9 protein-coding genes are annotated in these 16,845 nt (G+C 38.9%); 2 read left to right on the top strand and 7 right to left on the bottom strand.

Annotated elements, in window-relative coordinates; all coding sequences use genetic code 11:
- Positions 1–47 precede the first annotated feature (47 nt).
- Complete coding sequence (mfd, locus tag NYP54_RS02190; protein WP_283156972.1) at positions 48–3,512, top strand: transcription-repair coupling factor; 3,465 nt, start codon at positions 48–50, stop codon at positions 3,510–3,512.
- 31 nt (positions 3,513–3,543) lie between these two features.
- On the opposite strand, the gene glyS is transcribed toward mfd, so the two are convergent.
- Complete coding sequence (glyS, locus tag NYP54_RS02195) at positions 3,544–5,625, bottom strand: glycine--tRNA ligase subunit beta (protein ID WP_283156973.1); 2,082 nt, start codon at positions 5,623–5,625, stop codon at positions 3,544–3,546.
- 245 nt (positions 5,626–5,870) lie between these two features.
- Between glyS and NYP54_RS02200 the strand changes: the two genes are divergently transcribed.
- Positions 5,871–6,809 (top strand): sphingomyelin phosphodiesterase, encoded by a 939-nt coding sequence (locus NYP54_RS02200; protein WP_283156974.1) that lies wholly within the window; start codon positions 5,871–5,873, stop codon positions 6,807–6,809.
- A 264-nt stretch (positions 6,810–7,073) separates the two neighbouring features.
- On the opposite strand, the gene NYP54_RS02205 is transcribed toward NYP54_RS02200, so the two are convergent.
- The 6 genes from NYP54_RS02205 to NYP54_RS02230 form a co-directional block, all read right to left on the bottom strand.
- Positions 7,074–10,217: a type I restriction endonuclease gene (locus tag NYP54_RS02205; RefSeq protein ID WP_283156975.1), complete on the bottom strand. Its 3,144-nt coding sequence runs from the start codon at positions 10,215–10,217 to the stop codon at positions 7,074–7,076.
- A gap of 27 nt (positions 10,218–10,244) precedes the next feature.
- Positions 10,245–10,820 (bottom strand): RhuM family protein, encoded by a 576-nt coding sequence (gene rhuM, locus NYP54_RS02210; protein WP_283156976.1) that lies wholly within the window; start codon positions 10,818–10,820, stop codon positions 10,245–10,247.
- On the bottom strand, positions 10,820–12,127 hold the full coding sequence (locus NYP54_RS02215) for a restriction endonuclease subunit S (RefSeq protein WP_283156977.1): 1,308 nt from the start codon (positions 12,125–12,127) through the stop codon (positions 10,820–10,822). Before NYP54_RS02215 ends, rhuM begins: the two co-directional genes overlap by 1 nt.
- The gene (locus tag NYP54_RS02220; protein ID WP_283156978.1) at positions 12,124–12,717 is read right to left on the bottom strand and encodes a hypothetical protein; all 594 of its coding nucleotides are present in this window, start codon (positions 12,715–12,717) and stop codon (positions 12,124–12,126) included. Before NYP54_RS02220 ends, NYP54_RS02215 begins: the two co-directional genes overlap by 4 nt.
- Entirely contained in the window at positions 12,717–14,684 is a 1,968-nt protein-coding gene (locus tag NYP54_RS02225; RefSeq protein WP_283156979.1) for a class I SAM-dependent DNA methyltransferase, read from the bottom strand. Before NYP54_RS02225 ends, NYP54_RS02220 begins: the two co-directional genes overlap by 1 nt.
- Positions 14,685–14,890: 206 nt before the next feature.
- Positions 14,891–16,816, bottom strand: coding sequence for a lytic transglycosylase domain-containing protein (locus NYP54_RS02230; RefSeq protein WP_283156980.1), 1,926 nt, complete (start codon positions 16,814–16,816; stop codon positions 14,891–14,893).
- Between the last annotated feature and the right edge of the window lie 29 nt (positions 16,817–16,845).

A 16,845-nucleotide genomic window follows, 5' to 3' on the forward strand; every position in this document is an offset into this window, starting at 1 on the left:
CAGTTCGCTAAAATAACGCCACGCAATATTCTAGATTTAAATTTATCATGCAGATTCTGCCAAAAGCGACACGCAATATTTATGCCAACGCCATTCCTACGGCACTATCGCTTGCCTTAAATGAATACATCTTGGCAAATGATCAAAAGCCTCATTTATTAGTGTGTGAAAGTGCACAAGTCGCACTACAACTATATGATGAGCTGTGTTTTCTACTGCCACAAAAAACCATATTGCACTTTGCTGATCTTGAGATTTTGCCTTTTGATTACTTCTCCGCCAGCGAAGATGTCATCTCATCGCGTTTAAATACCTTAAATCAGATTCAAAATAACCCCAATAGCATTATCATTGCCAGTGTTAATACGCTGACTAAATATCTACCACCAAAGTCCTTTTTGCATGCTAATGCCTTTATGATTAAAAAAGGAGACAAGCTTGATCTAACGCTAAAAAAACGTCAACTAGAAACAACAGGCTATCAAAATGTCACCCAAGTGAACAGCCGAGGTGAGTTTAGTGTGCGTGGCAGTATCTTGGATATTTTTCCGATGGGATCGGATGACGCCTATCGTATTGACCTATTTGATGATGAGGTTGACAGTATTCGTTGTATTGATGTGGAAACACAACGCTCTCACTCGCCAATTGATGAAGTCAACATATTGCCAACACAAGAGTTTGTCCTTGATAAAAAAACACTCGATCAATTTGCACTAAACTGGTATGAACTGATACCGCACGCGGATACCCAAAATCAAATTTATCAAAGTATCATGAAAGGGCAGATAATCAGTGGTATCGAGTTTTATCTGCCGCTATTCTTTGAACGTATTAACACGCTCTTTGACTATTTACCACAAGATACGATCATTCATAGCATTTATAACTGCCAATTGTCATTAGAGAAATATCACACTGATATTTTGACAAGGCATGACCAGTTAGCGCATGATCGCGAGCGCCCTATTTTACAACCTGAGCAGGTTTTCTTGTCCCCTGCTGCATTTAATGGCTTAATCAAAGACTTCACACATATTAAATGGTTATCTCAAGATAAAACCAAGGCAAATAACCTTGAAGTTGAGGCGCTACCTGATATTCATGTACATTATCAATATAAAGAGCCCTATCAAAAGCTTCTGGATTTATTAACAAATACAAGCTTTAACAAAGTTATTTTTTGTGCTGAAAGCCCAGGCAGAAAAGCACTTATGTATGAAAACTTAAGTAAGTTGGGCTTAAAGCTTGATACTTATGTCAACTTCAGTGATGCGCTTGAATCGGGATCAGCACGCTCAATTACTGTCGCGCCCTTCACCCAAGGCATTATTACCCACAATAAGACAAATAAAACACTCATTGTTACCGAGTTTGATCTCTTTGCAAATCATAGTGCGATTAATCTACGCACACGCATTAAACAAAAAGATCAAAGCATACCGACTGTCGCCCTTAAAGACTTATCGGAATTAAGTCTAGGCAGCCCCGTGGTGCATATTGAACATGGTGTTGCGCGCTTTGATGGCTTAACTAAACTTGATTTTGGCGCACAAGACACTGAGTTTCTAACGCTTAAATTTAAAAATGATGAAAAGCTATATGTACCAATCTATGCACTACACCTAGTTAGTCGCTATAGTGGTACCGAGCTTGAAAATGCACCTATTAGTAAGCTTGGCACCGATACTTGGCAAAAAGAAAAAGAAAAAGCGGCTAAAAAGATCAATGATGTTGCCGCTGATCTTTTGGCAATTTATGCAGAGCGTGCGCTCAAACAAGGCTATGGCAATATCTTCCATGAAAAAGACTATCTGGCATTTTGTGAAGGGTTTCCCTTTGAGGAGACACCTGATCAAGCCATTGCAATTAATGATGTCATCAAAGATATGATTTCAGATAAACCAATGGATCGCCTAGTGTGTGGCGATGTTGGTTTTGGCAAAACAGAAGTGGCGATGCGTGCCGCCTTTATTGCGGCAAGTAACAATAAACAAGTGGCAGTTTTAGCACCTACTACCTTATTAGCACAACAGCATTTTGATAACTTTAGTGATCGATTTAGTGAAATGGGTGCAACTGTTGAAGTACTGTCACGCTTTAAAACAACCAAAGAGCAAAATGATGCGATCAAACAAATCAACGATGGTAATATCGATATTGTGATCGGTACGCATAAATTATTATCTGAGAAAATTAAGTTCCATAATCTGGGGTTGTTAATTATCGATGAAGAACATCGCTTTGGCGTCACCCACAAAGAAAAAATGAAAGCAATGCGCGCTAATATCGATATTCTAACGATGACGGCAACCCCTATTCCGCGCACCTTAAATATGGCATTTTCTAATATCCGCGACTTATCAGTGATTGCCACAGCACCTGCTAAACGCCTATCGGTTAAGACATTTGTTAGACAATATAACAGTGGCATAGTCAAAGAAGCCGTGATGCGTGAGGCGTTAAGAGGTGGGCAAGCCTACTATCTTCATAACAGTGTTAGCACGATTTATCATAAGGCTGAGGAATTGCAAAAGCTTTTTCCTGATATCAACATTGCAGTAGCGCATGGGCAAATGCGCGAGCGTGAACTTGAGAAAATCATGTTTGAATTTCAACAGAATCGCTATCAAATTCTGCTATGCACCACGATTATTGAAACCGGTATTGATATTGCTAATGCCAATACCATTGTGATTGAACGCGCAGATAATTTTGGCTTAGCACAGTTGCATCAGCTGCGGGGTCGCGTTGGACGCTCACATCACCAAGCTTATGCTTATTTACTGACACCACCTGAGGCATCATTAGCAAAAGACGCTAAGAAGCGCCTTGAGGCGATCTTAGAAACCGAGTCATTAGGTGGTGGTTATATGCTGGCTAACCATGATCTTGAGATCCGAGGTGCCGGTGAAATGCTTGGTAAAGAGCAAAGTGGTAATATGCAAGGCATTGGCTTTAATCTGTACATGGATTTACTGCAAAAAACCATCTCAGCACTACAAAAAGGCGAAACATTTGATGCAACCAAGATCAATCAATCCTTCCAGCTGGATGCCCAGATTGAGCTTAGGATCCCTACACTTTTCCCTGAAGAATATATCTACGATGTGCATACGCGTCTTGGGCTTTACAAACGCATCTCCAGTGCAGAAACACACGATGAATTAGATAGAATCAAGGTTGAAGTGATTGATCGCTTTGGTTTATTGCCCGAGCATGCGCAGTATCTATTTGATATAACCCATTTGAAATTAAGTGCAACACACCTTGGTATTCATAAAATCGAAATGCACTCATCAGGGGGCAAGATAGGTTTTAACACACCACTTGAGTTTGATCCTATTCATCTAATCACTTTAGTACAAATGCAACCGCAAGATTTCCAGTTAAGTCAAGATCAAAAGCTTATGATTAAAAAATCCTTGCCCCAAGCCCAAGAAAGAATTGCATTTATTAGCGCGTTTATCGATAAATTGCAGTCAAAAATAAAGCACACCATTAACATGTAGGGGCGTATAGCATACGCCCTGCTATTTCTTGTTACAAAACAGATAAATCAGCTACTTGACGAAATAGGTACGCTATTTTTTGTAAGATTGCCAAACGGTTGTTTTTAATCTTTTCATCCTCAGCAATAACCATAACATGTTCAAAAAACTCAGCAATTGGTTCATCCAGTGTTGACAAAATCAACAACGCCTCTTGGTATTTTTTGTCACTGATTAACGTAAATAATTTGCTTTCAACTGAGTGCAACGCTTCAAACAGATTAATCTCTACGACTTCCTGTAGTAAGTCTTGATCAATACTCAACACCTCATTCACATCATTTATGGCATTTTTTGCCAGAATATTGGCAACACGTTTATTGCTTTGTGCCAAGCGCTCGCATGCTGCATGCGATTTAAAGGCAATCAGAGCCTTAATACGCGCATCAAAATCAGCAACATCAGCATGATCAACAGCCTTGACCGCTTCAAAGATTTCTCCAGCTACACCCTCTTCTTTATAGATCACTTTCAAGCGATCAATAAAGAATTGCTTCAAACTATCTTTTAAATCTGCTTGTGCGCTTAATTGACCCGCTTGGAAGGTGTTGATCGATAACTCAATCAAGCTTGATAATGAGATCGCTAAGTGATGCTCTTTTAATATACGTAGCACACCAATCGCTGCACGCCTTAAAGCAAATGGATCCTTATCCCCTGTTGGCTTTTGTCCAATGCCAAATATACCAACTAAAGTATCAATTTTCTCAGCGATGGCTAACGCTTGTGCTATTTTACTTTGAGGTAGCTTATCGCCTGCGTATTTTGGCCAATATTGCTCTTCAATTGCCTGACATACTGCATCATCTTCGCCATGTGCTTTGGCATAATATTTACCGATAATGCCTTGTAGATCAGTAAACTCATAAACCATATCGGTCATGAGATCTGCCTTACTTAAGTAACCCGCGCGATGCGCAAGCATCTTATCAGCACCAATGACCTTAGCAATCGCTTGCGCCAATAACGCGATACGCGTTGTGCGATCAAATACAGAGCCTAACTCTTTTTGGAATGTGACAACTTTTAGCTTATCAACATACGTTTCTAACGGCTTTTTAACATCGGTATCATAGAAAAACGCGGCATCTGATAAACGAGCTGCCATTACCTTATTGTTACCTTTAATCACCGTTTGTGGGTTGGAGCTCGCGATATTACTCATGGTAATAAAATGATTGATCATCTTATTGTTATCATCAACCAAGGCAAAGCACTTTTGATGTTCTTCCATGGCTGATATTAATGCTTCTTGTGGCACGCGCAAAAAGCGCTGATCAAAATCACATAATAAGGCATGCGGATACTCGACAATGGCTGTAACCTCTTCAACTAAATCATCATTTAGCACTGCATTGGCTTGATGTTTCTCTGCTAATGCTTTGGCAGATGTGACTACTTTATCTTTACGCACTTGCCAATCGACGAGCACATGTGCCGCTTCTAATTTATCCACGTATTCACTGGCATTATTAATATGTATTGCCTCTGGTGCGTGAAAACGATGACCATAGCTGATATGCGAGGTTTTACAACCATAAAAGGAAGCATCAACCAGCTCATCAGCAAAAAGCAATATTGCCCAATGCACAGGACGCACAAATTGATATTCCTCATCGCCCCAGCGCATCATTTTGAGAATCGGTAATTTCTTCAAAGCGCCATCAATAATCTCAGCAATAACCTCTTTGGTTTGCTGCCCCTTTTGTGCCACTTGATAAAAAAGGCGCGCGCCTTTGCTATGCTCAATGGTGGTAAGCTCATCAAAGCCCACACCACAAGACTTTGCAAAGCCTAAAGCGGCTTTAGTTGGATTACCATCCGTATCATATGCTTTATCGATAAAAGGACCTTCTTTATCGATTAATTTATCTTTTTGCGTTGTTTGTAATTGTTCAATCACAAAAGACAGACGTCTTGGCGAGGCATAAAATTGCTTGGTTTGATAGCCAATCTCTAACTCATCTAATGCTTTACTAACATTTTCTAATAGTTTTTGTGCCATATTTTTTAAGGCTTTCGGTGGCAGCTCTTCCGTGCCTAATTCAAATAATAAATCCGCAGTATCCAACATAAATCAATTTCGTTAATTTCATCACTTGCAATGGGGCTGTATTTTAACGTCAATAACGAGCAAAAGTAAGTAAAAGCGTTAAAAACAATAAAAACAGCAGAAAAAGTAAAAACCTGAAACTCTAATGGAAAAATACTATTTTCACCCTGCTTTAATGTACTTCACATCATTTTCTTCTACACTGTCCTTGAGCATATGAGACGACATGCTTACCCCAACTTAAAAGGAAATTAAAGGAGAAGACAATGAAACGATGGAAGTTAATCATCAGTGCTTTGATGTTAGTAATCACATCCTATCTATTTGCTACTGAGATCAAAGTGATGACGTATAATGTGAACTTATTACCCAACATCCCTACCCCATTAACCACGAATTTAAATAAACCTTATCAGCGCGCTTATTATATCCCTAAAGAGATTGCCAAACATAATATCGATGTTGTCGCACTGCAAGAAGCAATTGCGCCGATTTCTTTTTATATCTTGGATAAACGCATGAAGGCTTTTGGCTATAAATATCGGACAAATGTCGTGGGTCAGCCAAGTTTAGAGCATCTAAATCTGCTTAATGGTGGCGTTGTTATTTATAGTAAATACCCGATTGTTGGTCAGCCTCAATATGTTGTTTTCTCACGCTCTTATGGGCTTGAAGGCATTTCCAATAAAGGGGCAGTATTTGTTGCCATTGAAAAAGATCACCAAGTATATAACTTCATTTCACTACATGCACAAAGCTTTAGCGGCACTATCGATGATAATGAATTTAATGTTTGGAAAAGACAAATGGGTGCTTTGCAAGAAGCGATTTCAAATCAACATTTTTCAAGCAATGACAAAGTCATTTTAATGGGCGACTTTAACGCAGATAGCGGCTATTCGAGTACCACAGAACCCACTACGGGCAATATCGTCTATCAAACACTGCTTAATATGCTGCATTTAAAATCAAGCGCGCCTTTTGCTCAAAACACATTACCCTTTAGCTATGACAAATTAACCAATAGCATGGCAGTTAGTGATGAAAGAACAACACTTGATCACATTCTTTGTATCGATGGCGCCATCTGCCCAAGTGACACACAATCAAGCGTTGAAATCGTTGCCCTTAAAAACAAGCGCCTAGGTGACATGCCAGATTTATCTGATCATTATGCCGTGATTGGCAACTTGGTTTATCCTTAGATTGCTTTGATTTTAATAACTGGAGTTACGCACTTTAGAAAAAACGATGATTTTATAAACACCCCGTCAGCCTACCGCTGCCACCCCTCTTGCAAAGAAGGGAATTAGGCAAAGGTTGATGATTCCCCTCTTTACAAGAGGGGTGCCGAGCTTGCGAGGTGGGGTGTTGAAATGGAAAAAGGCCGTAACTTCAGTTAATAATGCGGGTATATACCGCCCGCAAAATGATTCACGAGCGGTATAATCCAACTTTACTCTTTGCATTTAGTTACAAATTGCACTATCTGCCTTTTCTGCATAGATCATATCTGCAATCACTGATGTAATTAATGCCATTTTTTCTTTTTGCCCTAGCGCTTGCATGCTTAAATTCTCATGCGTACGTAAACTATCGACAACAGCGCTTTCTACTGATTGTGGCAAACTTCCTTCCAACGCACGCTGTTTGTCATTTGCATAAATCTGCGCCATAGTTTTTTCATCTTTCTTTACTTTATCTTTGACACTCGTCACAAAGTTAATAGCATCTTCATTGCTAAACTCACCTGAAAATAATGCATTAAATTGATCGACAATTTTGCTGAACACTTCAGTTTTCTGATCGCGTGCTTTAGCTTGCCCAGGATTGATTGCATCTATTTTGCCACCTTTTAAATCAATGCTTTGAGTCGCCTGTTTTGTCAGCTTGTAGTTAGTCAGTACCACATCACCAATATCGACTTGAGGAGCTAACTCAGTGGTATGCAAGTTTGGCAACAAACCTCGCGCATAGCTTGAGAATTTTTCTAACTCGACATCATTATAATCATGCACCTGAGACAAGAAGTCATACATTCTGATAAAGGTTGATAACGATTTTTTAAACACATCTAAGTAATTTTTGGCTTCTGATACTTCTTTGAGCTCAGAACTTGTATTTTTGATCGCAATCTCATCATTAGCATCCTTGGCACGATCTAGCTCAAGTTGGGCACGCTTGATTGCCTCAACAGTCTGTCTATAGCGACCTTTAAATCTATCTGCTGCGGGCTTAATAGCAGCACTCATTAGGTTTTGAAGATTTTTATTCTGATAGAATGCTTGAGAGTAAGCCTCTATTTCAGATAGTGTAAATATGTCATATTCATCGAGCTTTTCATAAAGTTCATAAACCAAATTTTCATCCGTTACATCCGTAAGTTCAGCCGCCTTATAGTATGGCTCAAATGCTTCTTTAATATCTTCGGCTTTATTGACAAAATCCAAAATAAAAACATGATCTTTGCCGGTATAGGTGCGATTTAAGCGTGATAATGTTTGTACGGCATCAACACCGCTTAATTTCTTATCAACATACATAGCACAAAGCTTTGGTTGATCAAAGCTTGTTTGAAATTTATTAGCAACAAGCATGACTTGATAATCATCGCTATCAAAGGCGTCACGCATATCACGCCCCTTTAACCTAGGATTCATATTAAGCTCAGTATATTCCTTTTCATCCCCTTCATGATCATCATTAACCTTACCAGAGAAAGCGACCATTGCCGCAACGTTATCAAAAAGTGGATTGCCTTTATTTTTTTCTAAAAAGCGATCAAATTCAATTTTGTATCTTACTGCTGCCTTGCGTGATGAAGTCACTACCATTGCCTTTGCTTGATAGTTCAACAATGGCTTAATTGAATTGGCAAAGTGAGTGAGAATAATATCAATCTTCTGTGCAATCGCATAAGGATGCAATGTGGTATAACGCTTAAGCTTGATTTTAGCCTGCCTAGTTTCCACCTTACGCTCGCCATCTTTGGAGATGATTTTTAATGCTGTTTCATAGGTCGTATAGTTTTTTAAGACATCAAGAATAAAGCCCTCTTCAATGGCTTGTTGCATCGTATAGACATGAAATGGTAGTGGCAGATTATCCTTGCCTGTGGGCTCATTGGGGTTTGCAGGTCGCCCAAAGAGCTCCATCGTTTTGTATTTTGGTGTGGCAGTGAATGCAAAAAAACTGATATTGGTTAATTTGCCTTTACTCTCTAGAGTTGCATTTAACACATCCTCAGCACTCATCTCCTCATCAAGCATTTCAGCATTTAATACTTCCTTTACTTTTTGCGCTGTTTTTCCTGATTGCGACGAATGCGCCTCATCGGCAATAATAGCAAAGTTTTTGCCCTTTAATGAGGTTGTTTTTTGTATCTCTTCTAACACAAAAGGGAAGGTTTGGATCGTCACAGGGATAATGGCAGCACCATCTTTTAAAGCGGTAGCAAGTTGATTAGACTTACTTTGAAAATCCGACGTTTTCTCAATAGGCACCACCAAACCATCAACTTGTTCAAATTGTTTGATCGTTTGTTGTAGCTGACTATCCAAAACCGTGCGATCAGTAATCACAATCACGGTATCAAAGTAACGCTTACCTTCATTACTGTGTAAGGATGATAATTGATGTGACAGCCATGCAATCGAATTGGATTTGCCACTGCCGGCACTATGCTGGATTAAATATTTCTGACCAACCTTTTCAAAATGCACGGCTTGTAGTAATTTCCTGACCACATCAAGCTGATGATAGCGCGGGAAAATGAGGGTTTCTTTTTTGTACTTAACGCCTTCAGCCGTTGTTTTTTCTTCCACCTGAAGGTGCATGAATTTCGCCAAGATATTGAGTAAGCTCTCTTTGCTTAACACCTCCTGCCATAAATACTCCGTAGCAAAACCTTCGGGTTTATGCGGATTGCCTTTGCCACCATTATTGCCTTTGTTAAAAGGCAAGAAAAAAGTATCCTTGCCTTGAAGCTTAGTCGTCATATAGACTTCATCGGTGCTTACTGCAAAGTGTACTAACGCACCACGCTTGAAGCTAAGCAATGGCTCATCTTTGCGTGTTAGCTGATCTTTGGGTAAGCGATCTGATTTATATTGCTCAATCGCATCGTCAACCGTTTGCGTAAAGTCAGTTTTTAGCTCAATGGTTGCCACAGGAATACCATTGACAAATAACACCAGATCAATGCTGTTTTTATTGTTTTCAGAATAAAACACTTGCCTGACCACGCGGCAAATATTGGCATGATAATTACGCTCTAAGGTTTCATTATGTAGCTGTGGCTTAAACTGACAGAGTTTCAATCTTGCTGGATGGGCTTTTATTTCATACCTGAAATAATGAAGAGTACCTTTGTCATGAATCTTCTTGGCAACGAGTTTGCTAATCTCATCATCCGCCTTGTCTTTAAAGCGATTTTGATATTTCTCATAGGCTTCAGGTTGTGTCGTTTTAATATACTCAAGTAAATCCTCGGTATATAACGCTAATGACTTATTATAGCCACTTGAAACGCCTTCAACCCAACCGCACTCGGGTGCGCACATATCTAAAACAACTTGCTCTTCCATTTTTTTCTCGTGGTGTTTTGTACTCATTTATTGCCTCTTCCCTTTGGTAATTGATCAATGCAGTTTATTCTGAACTGTTTTAAAAAAGGTAATACTCGTTTCAAGTGTCGGATCATAATCAACACTGGTCGAGTATATATCCGTTATTTTTTGATAAAAGCGCTTTTCAGATGTGCGAATATCTTGGATGCGTTTGAGTAACTCATCAAAATAATCAAAAGGTTGATCAGGATTTTTCAAGCGCTCATCATCTAATACAAAGCCCTTAATAATATACTCTTTAAGCTGCTTGGTTGCCCATTGGCGGAATCTTGTTGCAATATGTGACTTAATCCTATATCCCACAGATATAATAGCGTCTAGGTTGTAGAGCTTTTGAACTCTTTCCACTTTTCTAGCACCCTCGTTTTGAACTTGTAAGAAATCCTTACAAGTTGAATTTTGATCAAGTTCTCCTTCTTGATAAATATTTTTAAGGTGTAACGTGATATTTTGAGGTGTAACTTGAAACAGCTCAGCCATGTTTTTTTGAGACAACCAAACGGTTTCATCGTGCAAGCGTACTTCTATTTTTGTTTTACCTGATTCAGTCTGATAGATAATAAATTGCGATTGATTTTCCACTGCCATCAAACACACTCCCTTACGTCCACTTTGCCTGTGACGACTGCGGTGATTAAGGCGGTACGTTTTTCTTTAAGCAGTTCTATGGCTCTTTCTGCCTTTTCAATTGTTTGATCTATTTTAGCGGTTTGTTGGTCTAGGTAGTTGCTGATTTTCATTTGTTCATCGAGAAATGGGGTTGGGATTCTAAGCCCATAAAATTCTTCAGATGGTAATCTCCATCTACCTAATTGTGAGCTACCCTGACCATATTTATAGAATATTTTATTAATGTAACAAGTTTGAAAAACATATAAGTAAAAATTTGTATTAAATATCTGATTCTTGATTGAAAAAACTCTGTAGTCTGGACTCACAACTCCATTATATTTTGAGATATCTATATAGCCAGTTAGCAAATCCATATGATTCATTCCAAACTCACCTTTGAAGATAAGTTGATATTTAGAGTAATCCATAGATAGTTGTCCTTCACCACTATCTATATCCTTAACTACGATGCCTTTCTGTGTAATAGATAGAACGTCATAATCCAAAGATCCTGAAATTCGCTTTTCGATCTTAAAGTGAGACTTAACTCTATCAACAATCCAATGCTCAGGCACCTCGCCCAACCATTCAACACCACTATCTTTCATTTTAATCGTTGGATCTAAGCCTTTGGTCACACAATGGGTAATTAAAGCCGTGCGCTTTTCTTTAGAAAGCGCAATTAGCTTTTGATAGTTTTCAATAAGTTGATTTATTTTTACGGTTTGTTGGTCTAGATAATTGGCAATGGTGGTTTGTTCTTTTGTAATAGGTACTGGAAGTTTCAATGAACGTATAGTTTCTTGACTAATATTTGGTTGCCCCGCACCATAAGCCAAATCAATTATGTAATTTCTAGAAGCTAATAGACAATAAAATATGTATTTGCTATCAATAGTGATTGCGGGTTCAAGCACACAACAAGCCTGATTTGTTGTAGCTGAACTAGTCGTAATCGTAAGCTTTCCAATAGTTGCCCCATACATAGCGATGATAATCGAACCTTTTGGATAAACTTTAAGCGTTGAAAAGTCTTCTAATGCTTTTTCCGTTATGTGTCTTTTACTTCCCTCTAAATAACCATCATTAAGGTCACCGGTGTTAACCCAAGGAATCAAACCACCTTCGTAATATTCCTTAGATGTTGATATTGGTGTCGTACCACTACCAATAGATAAAAATAGATTACCTATTTTAATCACCCTCCATTCCTCAGGCACCTCCCCCAACCACTCAACATCACTATCTTTATACTGTGGATAAGGCTTTAGTTTACCAGTCACTGATTGCCTCCTTGCTTATCCATATTATTAACCTTTCTGCCATCATTAATGCAATCGCCATCAAGATAAGACTGCCAAAGTTCAATAGGTCTTGTATAACCTTTTTTGGTATGTGGATTAGTAATTAAAGCACTTTGCCAGTAATCCATTGTTTTATCACAAACCGCCTGACTGACTTCACCATGGCGCGAACATTCGTACTCTAGAATTTGTTTAAATTGATTAAGATGCGTGGTAACACTACGATTATCTGTTTTACAAAACGTAAGCTTATTTAACTTCGGCTCAAAATAATCACGAATCTGACAACCATAGTCTTCAAAACCTCGTATTTCAAGCTCATTAATTGCCCACTCAATCATTGCTGGCAGCGAATCAAAGAGATATTTTGCCCCACCTATTTCAAACAATGGGATAGCTAATGCAACGCGTGTATCGATATGCATAAACACGGCAACATCTTTGCGCTGGATTTTTAGTAAGTCAACTGCCCAATCATCATAAAAAGGTAAAGACTGCGCTTGTGATTGTGGCAAGTCGCCTATTTTAAGCCTGCTTGCCATTTTAGCGGTTAATCTAAATTGTGCCATTATGAATGCACCTCACCTAAAAGTTCTAATATTTCTTTAGTTACCGCATCTAATTCTGCGTCAATTTCCTCTAATGCGCGCGGTGGTTTATACTCGTAAAAGTGACGATTAAAGGGTATCTCATAACCGACGATGCCAATATTTCCATCCTTTTCATCGCGCTTACTCTCATCAATCCAAGCGTCAGGTACATGTGGTTTGACTTCCTTTTCAAAGTAATCATAGATATCTTGTTTTAAAGGGATATTCTCATAATCTCTTAAATCCGTATTGGCTTCTGGATTACCTTTGTTGTCAACACAAACTTCAGCAGCATCATCTGTCTTAGCTAAATGTTTTTGCAATAGCTTAACTTGCGCTGCAGTCATTTTGACTTTTAGGTCGTTTAAGTCTTTTGTAAAGTACTCTTTTGATAAATACTCATCTTTACAATGGCTTAAGGCACTCAATATTTCTTGCTGTTGTTCATCTTTAAGCTTCAAAAACGCGTTATCCTCTTTAAGCGCATTGAGGTTATTCTCGTCTTTCGGGTAAAAGGCAAGCTTTAATGGTCGCTCGATAGTGACCCGCCTAAAACCGAACTCAGTATAATCAAATAACTTACTTGCTTTAGTTTGCTCAAAGTTGCCATACGCTTGAACAATGTCAGCAATAGCGTCTTCATCTAAGTATTTACGTTTGGAGCCCAGTGACTTACGCATGGGGCTGCCTTTATCTGCGGCATTAATCAGTTGCACTTTGCCTTTGCGCTTAGGTAATTTTTTATTGCTTAATATCCAGATATAAGTAGAAATGCCTGTGTTAAAAAACATATCCGTAGGCAAAGCAATAATTGCTTCCAACAAGTCGTTTTCAAGCACATAACGCCTGATTTCAGACTCACCGGATCCCGCCCCACCTGTAAACAACGGTGAGCCATTAAGAATAATGCCAATGCGACTTCCACCTTCTGTTACAGGACGCATTTTTGAAATAAGGTGCATTAAGAACAGTAACGAACCATCACTAACTCGTGGCAATCCTGCGCCAAAGCGCCCGTTATATCCTAGCACCTTATGTTCGTCTTTGACTGCCTTTTCAACCTTCTTCCATTCGACACCAAAGGGCGGATTAGACAGCATGTAATCAAACTTTTTAGATTGCAGTTGATCATCACTTAAGGTATTGCCAAATCTAATATTATCGGCATCTTCACCTTTGATTAAAATATCTGCCTTACAAATGGCAAAGGACTCGGGATTTAACTCTTGTCCATAAGTTTTTAAATGTGCATTAGGGTTAAGCTCTGCGATATATTCACTGGCGGATGTTAAAAAACCACCGGTGCCTACGGTTGGATCATAGAGTGAGCGCACCACACCTTGATCCGTTAAGATCGCATTATCCGCACTAAATACTAAAGACGTCGCCAAGCGCACAATGTCTCTAGGGGTGAAATGCTCCCCTGCGGTCTCGTTAGACTCCTCAGCAAACTTGCGAATCAACTCCTCAAATAAGTTACCCATTTCATAATTTGAAACCGCTTCAGGACTTAAGTCGCAATCTTCTTTTGTGAAGCGCTCAATGACCTTATAAAGCAAGTTTGCTTCATCTAGGTAATGTATCTGATCTATAAACTTAAATCGATTAAAAATATCCTTGATATTGTCACTAAAGGAATCAAGGTAGGTTATAAGGTTTGCTCTTAAGTTATCCGCATCAGCTTTCAGTTTAGTTAGCGTATATTCTGATGTATTATAAAACGTGTTTTGTGATTTAGCCGTTAAAATGGCATTTAGTGGAATGCCTAAATCTTTGCGTTTATTGTATTCATTGATCACATCTTGCCGTGTTGGCGCAAGAACTGCCTCAACACGTGCTAAAACTGTAAAGGGCAAAATCACCTTGCCAAAATCAGAGCGTTTATAATCACCGCGCAATAAATCTGCAACAGACCATATTAATGAAGATAAATTTTTAGTGTTCATTCTTTAGTGTCTATAATCATAAATGATCGTGAATCTAGCAGTAAAGCAGGTCAAAAGCAAGAATGTTACCGACTATAAGAACTGCTATAAACTGAAGTTAGGCACCTTAGAAAAACTATGATTTCATAAACACCCCGTCAGCCTCCGGCTGCCACCCCTCTTGAAAAGAGGGGAATTGGGCGACGATGATTTTAATTCCCCTATTTTTAAGTCTTATCTTTTTGAGATATCGGCTGCATCACTTGCCCTAATCGAAACTCTTTATTGCCTAATATTGCCTGATTATACACCACTATATTGCGCAGAATATTTTTAACATATTTGCGCGTCTCGCCAAAGGGGATGATTTCAATCCATTGATCTGCCGCTAGTTGTTGCGCTGGTAACCAGTTCGCCGCATTACCTTGCCCTGCATTATATGCTGCCATACCGATAATCAAGTTATTGTTAAACAACTGATCCATAAAGTTCAAATTAGCAGCTCCTAACATAATTACTTTTTGCGGTTTGTATAAATCATCATCTTCATAGCTTAGGCGGTATTTTTTTGCTAGAAATGCCGCTGTTGTTGGTAAAAGCTGCATGAGTCCTGTCGCACTTGCCGAAGATACACCGTGCACACGAAAGGCAGACTCTTGACGCATTATTGAGACAATAACATCCGGTTTGATATGAAACTCTTTACCTGCCTTTTGCACATCAGACCAAAATGCCAGCGGATATAAGCCAGTTAGGTTGCTCGAGCTTCCCGCATTAGCATAGGCACTGGTTGAAATCTGGTAGATTTTCTGCTTCTCTGCAAGCTCGCCAATGGCTAGCTGCTCCTCGTTAGTGAAGCCATTTCGACTAAAGCGCCATAAGGCAAACGATAAACCATATTCTTTAATCTGATACAAATCAAAGATCTGCAAAACGGTCTGATTATTTGCCATCTCGTCTAAAGTTTTTTGATCCACCTGAACGGGTTTATTATTTAACGCATAAGGCACACCTAAATCATCGGCAGCTAAAAAACCATAATAACTCGTCTCTTTTGCCAGCGCTGTTAAAATTGGCTTAGCTTTGTCATCTTGCTTTAAGGCTTGATAGCTTTTCGCCTGCCAATAACGCCAATCATCTTCTGATTTAAGCGATTGCGGCAACTTGTTATACCAATTTAAATAACCCTTATAATCATTCCAGTATATTGCTGTACGCAAACGCCATTGCCACAATAAGCTTGTGGCATATTCATCCTCGATATCCTTTAGCCACTGCAGCGCTTTTTTGTTGTGCGCTCTGGCATAATCAATCGCAATTTCAGCATTGATTAGATTAATCGTTTTATTATCGAGCAGATGCTTCTGTTTAAAGGCAAGCCAAAAATCTTCAGCATAATGTGTATCTTTAGCCGATAGGTTGCCCATGACACTAATCACAGCAGATGAGAATCCATTGATTTTATGATATTGAACTGTCCAGTTATCCATATATTTTTTAGGATTTTGTGTGGTCTTTAACCATAGCGAATAAAAGCCTTGTAGCTCTTTGTTCTTTGTCTTATTGATCCACTTTAGTGCATCTTCGACATAGCCAGAAGTAGCTAGTGAATAGGCTTTGAGCCTAATTTGGCGCTCGTTGAGCGTCACCTTACTTTCCCAGGTTGACTCAAAATCATTACATGCTTTTGGCAAACGCGCACGCGATAACCAAAGATCAGTAAAATCATTAATCGCCTTAGCCTTATCACCAACGCTATACTCGGCAACAACAGCATAACACTTGCCATTAAAGCCTAAGTTATTGTCATAATAATGTAGGAACTTCTGCCAATCTTTTTGCTTAAGATAGTAATTTGCTAAATCCTGCTTTAATTGACTTGCCCAAAAGCTGCCTTGATTTTGCTTTAAATAAGCATCGATGGTTTCTTGTTTAAACACATCCGGATCAACTGAGATCTCTTGATATTGCAAAAAGGGATATAACGGTGTTTTAGTAAGCTTTGCTTTGACTTGATAGTAGTCTTTATAATTTTTTGCCAAAAGCAGGCTTTCTGCTTTATTGAAATTCGCTAGATCTGTTTTATTCATTGCAACACTGGTAAATGACATCAGCATCGATGAAGTCAACAGCATTAATTTTCTAAATTGCATCTATTTATATACCTTAAGAACCATAACAG

This window comes from Cysteiniphilum sp. QT6929, from assembly GCF_030035755.1.
Lineage (GTDB): Bacteria > Pseudomonadota > Gammaproteobacteria > Francisellales > Francisellaceae > Caedibacter > Caedibacter litoralis.

Coding starts and splice junctions, on each gene's coding strand:
- NYP54_RS02205 (WP_283156975.1), bottom strand. CDS start 10,217: ATGAGTACAAAACACCACGAGAAAAAAATGGAAGAGCAAGTTGTTTTA.
- NYP54_RS02200 (WP_283156974.1), top strand. CDS start 5,871: ATGAAACGATGGAAGTTAATCATCAGTGCTTTGATGTTAGTAATCACA.
- NYP54_RS02230 (WP_283156980.1), bottom strand. CDS start 16,816: ATGCAATTTAGAAAATTAATGCTGTTGACTTCATCGATGCTGATGTCA.
- rhuM (WP_283156976.1), bottom strand. CDS start 10,820: ATGGCAGTGGAAAATCAATCGCAATTTATTATCTATCAGACTGAATCA.
- mfd (WP_283156972.1), top strand. CDS start 48: ATGCAGATTCTGCCAAAAGCGACACGCAATATTTATGCCAACGCCATT.
- NYP54_RS02220 (WP_283156978.1), bottom strand. CDS start 12,717: ATGGCACAATTTAGATTAACCGCTAAAATGGCAAGCAGGCTTAAAATA.
- glyS (WP_283156973.1), bottom strand. CDS start 5,625: ATGTTGGATACTGCGGATTTATTATTTGAATTAGGCACGGAAGAGCTG.
- NYP54_RS02225 (WP_283156979.1), bottom strand. CDS start 14,684: ATGAACACTAAAAATTTATCTTCATTAATATGGTCTGTTGCAGATTTA.